This is a genomic window from Streptomyces murinus (assembly GCF_002154555.1).
GTDB lineage: Bacteria > Actinomycetota > Actinomycetes > Streptomycetales > Streptomycetaceae > Streptomyces > Streptomyces murinus.
This window is the reverse complement of the sequence record NZ_MUNF01000715.1, coordinates 1-7687: the sequence shown is the minus strand read 5'-3', so window position 1 is coordinate 7687 and position 7687 is coordinate 1. Positions and strand designations below refer to the sequence as shown.

At 74.3% G+C, this 7687-nt stretch carries 9 protein-coding genes; 5 read left to right on the top strand and 4 right to left on the bottom strand.

All coding sequences use genetic code 11. The features are described from left to right. The 3 genes from CCN72_RS33675 to CCN72_RS33665 form a co-directional block, all read right to left on the bottom strand. The coding region (locus CCN72_RS33675; protein ID WP_086812067.1) for a polysaccharide deacetylase family protein at positions 1 to 716 on the bottom strand (716 nt) is incomplete at its 3' end. Further along, complete coding sequence (locus tag CCN72_RS33670; RefSeq protein ID WP_086812065.1) at positions 709 to 1620, bottom strand: DMT family transporter; 912 nt, start codon at positions 1618 to 1620, stop codon at positions 709 to 711. The genes CCN72_RS33675 and CCN72_RS33670, both read right to left, overlap by 8 nt. Positions 1621 to 1626: 6 nt before the next feature. Next, positions 1627 to 2478, bottom strand: a complete 852-nt coding sequence (locus CCN72_RS33665) for an SDR family NAD(P)-dependent oxidoreductase (protein ID WP_086812063.1) — start codon at positions 2476 to 2478, stop codon at positions 1627 to 1629. 281 nt (positions 2479 to 2759) lie between these two features. Between CCN72_RS33665 and CCN72_RS33660 the strand changes: the two genes are divergently transcribed. The 5 genes from CCN72_RS33660 to CCN72_RS33640 all read left to right on the top strand — a co-directional run bounded on the left by CCN72_RS33660 (position 2760) and on the right by CCN72_RS33640 (position 6690). After that, positions 2760 to 4262 carry an MFS transporter gene (locus tag CCN72_RS33660; protein WP_086812062.1) on the top strand — a complete coding sequence of 501 codons (1503 nt, stop codon included), beginning with the start codon at positions 2760 to 2762 and terminating at the stop codon, positions 4260 to 4262. Between the two features lie 327 nt (positions 4263 to 4589). Continuing rightward, positions 4590 to 4781, top strand: a complete 192-nt coding sequence (locus CCN72_RS33655) for a hypothetical protein (protein WP_086812060.1) — start codon at positions 4590 to 4592, stop codon at positions 4779 to 4781. Positions 4782 to 4809: 28 nt separating this feature from the next. Continuing rightward, on the top strand, positions 4810 to 5823 hold the full coding sequence (locus CCN72_RS33650; protein WP_086812058.1) for an iron-containing redox enzyme family protein: 1014 nt from the start codon (positions 4810 to 4812) through the stop codon (positions 5821 to 5823). A gap of 14 nt (positions 5824 to 5837) precedes the next feature. Continuing rightward, the gene (locus tag CCN72_RS33645) at positions 5838 to 6512 is read left to right on the top strand and encodes a HemK2/MTQ2 family protein methyltransferase (RefSeq protein WP_086812056.1); all 675 of its coding nucleotides are present in this window, start codon (positions 5838 to 5840) and stop codon (positions 6510 to 6512) included. Further along, positions 6493 to 6690, top strand: a complete 198-nt coding sequence (locus tag CCN72_RS33640; RefSeq protein WP_085568099.1) for a CDGSH iron-sulfur domain-containing protein — start codon at positions 6493 to 6495, stop codon at positions 6688 to 6690. Before CCN72_RS33645 ends, CCN72_RS33640 begins: the two co-directional genes overlap by 20 nt. Before the next feature lie 215 nt (positions 6691 to 6905). Here CCN72_RS33640 and CCN72_RS33635 read toward each other — a convergent pair whose 3' ends face one another. Next, the gene (locus CCN72_RS33635) at positions 6906 to 7340 is read right to left on the bottom strand and encodes a subtilase-type protease inhibitor (RefSeq protein ID WP_085568909.1); all 435 of its coding nucleotides are present in this window, start codon (positions 7338 to 7340) and stop codon (positions 6906 to 6908) included. Positions 7341 to 7687 lie beyond the last annotated feature (347 nt).

The window sequence follows — 7687 nt, the reverse complement described above, 5'->3', positions numbered from 1 at the left end:
CACGACTCGGACCGGCAGTCCCCGACGATGCCCGGCAGGGCGTCGAGGGCCGATCGCCAGCAGCCGGGCGCGGACTGCCGGTCCGAGTCGTGCAGCAGGATCGTGCCGCCGCCCCGCAGCTGCGCGGTGACCAGGGCGTGCACCGACCGCGCGGTGGCGTCCGCGCGCCAGTCCTTGCCCCAGGCGGACCACAGGACCGGTCGCAGCCCGGCACGCCGGGCGGCCAGCCAGCGGGGGGAGGTGAGGATGCCGTAGGGCGGCCGGTACCAGCGGGGGCGGCGGCCGGTGAGGTCGTGGACGGCGCGGGCGGTGCGGGCGACGCCCTCGCGTTCGCGGGCGAGGGCGGGGTGCCAGGGCCGGTCGTGGCGCCAGCCGTGCACCGCGATCTCGTGCCCGCGCCGTGCGGTCTCCGCGACCAGCGCGGGATGGCGCACCGCGTGTTCGCCGAGCACGAAGAAGGTGGCGCGCACACCGAGCCCGTCCAGCGCGTCCAGGAAGCGCGGTGTGGCGACCGGGTCGGGGCCGTCGTCGAAGGTCAGGGCGACATGGTGGGGCGCTCCGGTGCCCGCGAGCCGGGGGAACAGCGGCAGCCGTACGGCGGGCAGCCAGGTGGCGGCCGGGCCGACATGGGCGCCCACCAGCCCGAGCGGCAGCAGCGCGGCGGCCGTACCCAGGGCGCGCGCCGACGGCCGAGGTGCCCGCCAGGGTTCACTCACGGCGGGTCCGGACCTCACTGCCGTCCGGTTCGGCGGGTGCGTCCCAGCCCCGCCCGGCGGAGAGCGTGTTGGCCAGTCCGATGCTGCCCGCGCCGATCAGCACGATGCCGATGGCCTCGGGGATCATCCGCAGCCCGAGCTGCACGGACTCCTCGAACAGCGCCCAGCCGAGCGCCACGCTGGTGAGCGCGTCGCCCAGGGTGAGCGCGGGCTGGGAGGCGGCCAGCGATCCGGCGCCGAGCGCGCTCTGGAGCAGCAGGAAGGCGACCAGCCCGACGGCGGCGGTGGCGTACGGCGACCAGTGGGAGAACATCACGCCCGGCCCCAGCCGCAGCCGTCCCACGCTCTCCTTGAGCAGTGCGGCGGTGGTCGCGAAGGACACGGCGGAGGCGAGGCCCAGCAGCGCCGCGCGGGCGGGCCCCCGTACCGTACGGGCGGCCAGCACCAGCAGCAGGATGACGGCGCAGGCCACCCCGCCCGCCATGAGCCAGGCCCGGGAGGTGGCGTCGTCGCGGCCCGGGCGTGGCGCGGCCGAGAGCAGGAAGACGGCCAGTCCGACGGCGAGCGCGACGAACGCCAGCCAGGTGCGGCCGCCCGGGCGGCGCCGGAAGACGAGGCCGCCCACGATCAGCGTGAACAGCAGCTCGGTGGCGAGCAGCGGCTGGACCAGCGAGAGGCTGCCCACGGCCAGTGCCCAGCCCTGCATGACGGCGGACAGCATCAGCAGGGCGACGCCGGCCAGCCAGTCCGGGCGCCGCAGCAGTCGCCGCAGCCCCCGCAGCAGCGTGCCGGGGCCGCCGGGTTCCGCCGGGGTGTCCACCGCGGCGGCCCGGCGTTGCAGCACCGAGGAGGCGGCGTTCGCCAGGGCCGAGCACAGGGCGAGACCGACCGGGAGGGCGAGCACGGGCACTCACCCGAAGTGGGCGGCGAGCCGCCGGTAGAGCCCCGGCGCGGCGCCGCGCACCCGGGCGGGCAGCCGCAGCCAGCCGGGCACGTACACCTCGTCGGTGCCGCGGCGTACGGCGGTGAGCACGGCGTCCGCGACCCGCTCGGGCGGCACCGGGCGGGGCCAGGTGCGCCGGTAGGGGGCGCCGCGCCGGTCGAAGAAGGGAGTGTCGACCACGCCGGGGACCACATGGGTGACGCCGACGCCGGTGCCGCGCAGTTCGTAGCGCAGCGCGTCGGCGAAGGCGGCCACGGCCGCCTTGACCGCGGAGTACACCGCCTCGCCGCGCACGCCCACACTGCCCGCGACGGAGCCGAGCAGCACGATCCGCCCGGAGCCGGCCGCGACCATGTGGGGCAGCAGTTCCCGGACGAGGTGCAGGGTGGCCAGCAGATCGGTGCCGACCAGTTCGTCGATGCGGGCGCGGGGCATGCCGGTGAAATCGCCGGCCCAGCCGACACCGGCACCCGCCACGAGCAGGTCCACGCGCCCCAGATGGTCGAGGGCGGCCTCGGTCACCCGGCGGTCGGCGCCGGGCCGGCTGAGGTCGGCGGCGACGGTCAGCGCCGACATCCCGGCGGCCACCTGCTCCAGACGGGTGAGGTCGCGGCCGTTGAGCACCAGCCGCCAGTCGCCGTCGGCGGCCAGCCGGCGGGCCACGGCCGCGCCGATGCCGGAGGAGGCGCCGGTCACCAGGGCCGTGGAGCGGGGTGCCCGCTGATCGGCGGGCCGGGCGCCGGGATCCGCCGCCGGGCCGGACTTCGTCACCGGCCGAGCGCGGTTCGACCATCCTGCGGGGGACGGGGCGTGGGACATGGTGGCGACCTCATCGCGACGGCGTGCGGGATCCGCGAGCTCCTGGGCCGAACCTCGCGGTGTATCCAGGGCGCCACATCCGGATACTCCGCGCACGTGGAAGCGGCGCGGACGGGGGCCCCGGCGGGCCCGTGGCGTCGCCGCACGGTGCGCTCTTCCGGGCGCGAGAGCGAAACGTTGCCGTTTCGCTCAAGCTGGTCTAGCCTCGACGCGTACGAAACCGTTTCGTTTATGTACGCCGTATGACTCGCGCGTGAACGACTTCCCTGGAGTGGTTCCCCATGTCCCAGAAGACCCTGACCGACGATCCCCGAGCGGGGACCGGGGCGGCGCCGCACGACGCCTCGCCCCGGCGCTGGTGGATCCTCGCGGTGATCGCCGTCGCCCAGCTGATGGTGGTCCTCGATGCCACGATCGTGAACATCGCCCTGCCCTCCGCCCAGCGCGACCTCGGCTTCTCCGACGGCAACCGGCAGTGGATCGTCACCGCCTACGCGCTGGCCTTCGCCTCGCTGCTGCTGCTCGGCGGCCGCATCGCCGACCTGTTCGGCCGCAAGCCCGCCTTCCTCGTCGGTGTCGTCGGCTTCGCCGGGGCCTCCGCGCTGGGCGGCGCCGCGAACGGCTTCACCATGCTGGTCACCGCCCGCGCCCTCCAGGGCGCCTTCGGCGCGCTGCTCGCACCGGCCGCGCTCTCCCTGCTCAACACCACGTTCACCGACGCCCGCGAGCGGGCCCGCGCGTTCAGCGTCTACGGCGCGATCGCCGGCGCCGGCGGCGCGGTCGGCCTGCTGCTCGGCGGGCTGCTCACCGACGCCCTTGACTGGCGCTGGACGCTGTACGTGAACGTGGCCATCGCGGTCATCGCCTTCGCGGGCGGCTGGATCCTGCTCGGCAACCACCGCGACGCGAGCCACGCCAAGCTGGACGTGCCGGGCACAGTCCTGGTCGCCGCCGGACTCTTCTCCGTGGTCTACGGCTTCTCCAACGCCGAGAGCCACCACTGGCACTCCCCGCTGACCTGGGGCTTCCTGCTCGCCGGCGCCCTGCTGCTCGCCGCGTTCGCCTGGTGGCAGACCCGCGCCGCGCACCCGTTGCTGCCGCTGCGGATCCTGCTGGACCGCGACCGGTCCGCCTCCTTCCTCGCCGTGCTGATCACCGGCGCCGGCATGTTCGGCGTGTTCCTCTTCCTCACCTACTACCTCCAGCTCAACCTCGGCTTCAGCCCCACCAGGACCGGTGTGGCGTTCCTGCCGATGGTCGGCGCGCTGATGGTGGCGGCGCAGCTGGGCACCACGCTCCTGGTGCCGCGGCTCGGCCCGAAGACGGTCATCCCGCTGGGCTTCGCCATCGCGATGGCGGGCATGGCCTGGCTGACCGGCATCGGCCTCGGCTCGCACTACAGCGCCGCCGTGCTGCCGCAGCTGATCGTGACGGGCTTCGGCCTCGGTCTCGTGATGCCGCCCGCGATGCAGCTGGCCACCGGTGGGGTCGCCGCCGAGGACGCGGGCGTGGCCTCCGCGAGCGTCAACGCCATGCAGCAGGTGGGCGGTTCGGTCGGTACGGCCCTGCTGAACACCCTCGCGACCAGCGCCGCCACGCACTACGTGGCCGGTCGTGACGCCACCAGCAAACTGGTCCAGGCGCAGGCCACGATCGAGAGCTACACCACCGCCTTCTGGTGGTCGGCGGGCTTCTTCGCCGCGGGTACGGTGCTGGCCTTCCTGCTCTACCGGCGCGGGGTGCCGCGGCAGGACGCGGGCGCGGCGACGGTCGTCCATATGTGAGGCCACCCGGCCACAGGCGAGGCCACCTGGTCCGGCGGAGCCGCCGAGGGCCATCCGGCCAGGAGGCCACCCGAGCCCAGAGGCCACCGGGCCGAGGGGCCGCCCGAGCCGAGGGACCACCCGAGCCGAGAGGCCACCCGAGCCGAGGGGCCGCCGTCCGCAGGGAGACGGTGGCCCCTCGCCCATGTCCCGGGGACGGCGCGGGGCGCACGCCGGGGCCCGCGTCCGGCCCGCGCCCGGAGCCCGCGCGTGGGCCGGGCCGTACCGGGTAATCGGATGCAGATCAGAAGACACCTACAGGGATGCCCCCTACGGGAAGGAGACGCCATGTCCGGCGGGAACGACCACGGCAAGCGGCCCGAGACGGCGCTGGAGGAGGTGCTGCACGAGGCCGAGCAGGCCGAGCTGCGCGGCGAGAAGCGCCACGACGAAGGCGAGGCCGGGGATGCCATCTCCCCGAACACGCGGGCCCAGGAACAGGCGGCCGGCGACCGGACGGCACCCAGGCGGCGCCACTGACCTGCCCGGATCCGGGTACCCGGCCGCCATGAACCCACGAGGACCCGAGCTGCCGCCCGCACGGGGCCCGCTGTCCGCCGCGCTCCTCGAATACCTGCGCGGCACCGGACCGCTCCCCCGCCCCACCGACTCCGGGGACCCCTACGGGGACGACCCGCAGCTCGCCCTGTACCTCTGCTACGAGCTGCACTACCGCGGCTTCGCGGGTGTGCCCGACGAGGCCGAGTGGGACCCCGACCTGCTGCGTCTGCGGGCCGCGCTTGAGCACCGCTTCCTGGCCGCGCTGCGCGCCGGCACCCCGGGGCACGCGAGCCTGGACGACGCGCTCGGCGCCCTCCTGGTGGAACCGGCCGAGGGCACCGGCGTCACACATTTCCTGTGCGCCGAGGGCGAGTTGTGGCAGCTGCGCGAGTACGCGGCGCAACGCTCCCTGTACCACCTGAAGGAGGCCGACCCGCACGCCTGGGTGCTGCCCCGGCTGTGGGGCCGGGCGAAGGCGGCGATGGCGGCGGTGGAGTACGACGAGTTCGGCGGCGGCCGGGCCGAGCGGGTGCACGCACGCCTGTTCGCCGACCTGATGCGGGACCTGGGCCTGGACACCGCGTACGGCCGCCATCTGGACGCGGCGCCCGCCGAGATGCTGGCCGTCGTCAACCTGATGTCGCTGTTCGGCCTGCACCGCGCACTGCGGGGCGCGCTGGTCGGCCACTTCGCGGACGTGGAGATCACCTCCTCCCCCGGCTCCCGGCGGCTCGCCGAGGCGCTGCGCCGCACCGGCGCGGGAGCGGCCGCGCAGTTCTTCTACGACGAGCACGTGGAGGCGGACGCGGTGCACGAGCAGGTGGTCCGGCACGAGGTGATCGGCGGACTGCTGGAAGAGGAACCGGAGTTGGCCCAGGACATCGCCTTCGGCATCGACGCGACCGAGTATCTGGAGGACCGGCTCGCCCGGCGGCTGCTCGCCGACTGGCGCGCGGGCCGGTCCTCGCTGCGCGTCCCCCTCGCCCAGCCGGACGCGCTGCAACAGCCGAGCGCGACATAACCCATATTTCTGCCATGTCCGGGTACTCGCGTCACGTGATCGCTTTGCTGATACCGGGCGTCTACGCCCCCCAGGACGACACCGCGCTGCTGGCCGAGGCCCTGCGCGAGGAGGCGGTGCCCGGCGGGGCGCGGGTGCTCGACGTGGGCACCGGGAGCGGGGCGCTGGCACTCGCGGCGGCCCGGCGGGGTGCCGAGGTGACCGCGGTGGACGTGTCCCGGCGTGCGGTGTGGACGGCCCGGCTGAACGCCCTGCTGTTCCGGCTGCCGGTACGGATCCGGCGCGGCGACCTCTTCGCACCGGCGCGCGGACGGTCGTACGACCTGATCCTCGCGAACCCGCCCTACGTCCCCGCCCCGCACGGCGGGCGCGGCCCGCGCGGCCGGTCCCGGGCCTGGGACGCGGGCCATGACGGGCGGCTGCTGCTGGACCGGATCTGCCGGGAGGCGCCCGCACTGCTGACGTCCCGGGGCGTCGTACTGATCGTGCAGTCGGCGCTCAGCGATCCCGGGCGCACCCTGGAACTGCTGCGCTGCGCGAGCCTGAAGGCCGCGGTGGTGCGGCGGCGCCGGCTCGCGCTGGGCCCCGTGCTGCGCTCCCGGGAGGAGTGGCTGCGCCGCCGGGGACTGCTCGCCCCGCACGAGAGAACGGAAGAGCTGGTGGTGATCCGTGCCGAACGAACCCGCTGATCGAGCCCGCCGGATCACCGTGCGGCGGCGGGGGCCGCTGCTGGTGGAAGGTCCGGTGGAGGTGGAACTGGAAGACGGTACGACGGTGTCCTCGGACCGCTTCCGTGTCGCTCTGTGCACCTGTCGGCGCAGTCGCCGCTACCCCTGGTGCGACACGAGCCATCGGCGCAAGGCCTGAGCACCGTTCGTTTTTCGCCGCTCCCCGGTAGGCCCCCCACGGGCCTGTCCGGGGAGCGGCTCTGTGTGCCGGCAAACCGGCGGGCGACCCCACTTCGCCCGGCGGTCCGGCGCGAGATCGCGGGTTCCCCGTTCCGAGAGGTCCGCACTCCCCAGTCACGGTCCTGATCCGGTGTGCACGGAGACCCTGCGATCCCGGTCCTTGTGCAGCCCTCGCTAGAACGCGAAGAGGCTGCCGCCGACGGCATCCCGCTCACAGGAGTTGCCGAACGTGCGCTCGTAGCTGACCCGCTGGCCCTGCCACACACCCTGGGCGGTGACGACGACGGGGTCGTAGAGCTTGTTGCACCAGACGTCGTCGCGCGCCTTGAGGGCGGCGAAGTCACCGCCGACACCGCGCAGTTCCGCGCAGGCCGCGGGGGCGGCCGGGTGGGTGCCGGAGGAGGTCGGGGCGCAGCTGAGTGTGACGGCGCGTTCGGGAGTCGCGGTGGCCGCTTCGCCGCCGTGGCCGATGGTCAGCACCAGCGCCGAGGGGGCGTAGAGCGAGGCCGGGGCGGCGTCCGGGGCGGCGACGGCGGCCCCGGTCAGGGGTCCGCAGACGGCGACGGCCGTGAGGCCGAGGGCCGCTGCCCAGCGCGCGGTGTTCCGCATGGTGTGCATCCTTCCGCTCGAACTAGACGGGTGCCGGCTCCGTTTCCGGTAGGACGTCGGAGCGGCGAGCGCCACTCTGCCGAGTCCCTGCCGGAAACACACATCGACCCCACAGGTTTCGGTAACATTTCGTGTTGAAGCAGTGGCGTGAAGTCACGGAATTCGAACGGCGGAGCCCTGGAACTGGGCGGCACGGGCCCCTGAGAAGTCGTCAATTGGCCGAAAATCAGCGGTTATTTAATCGTCCGGAAACATTCCGACACCACTGCCCCGGACCCCCTTCATGACTCCCTGTGTTCACCCGATGATCACCGCCCCGAGCGGGCCGGGGCGGTGATCATCGGGTG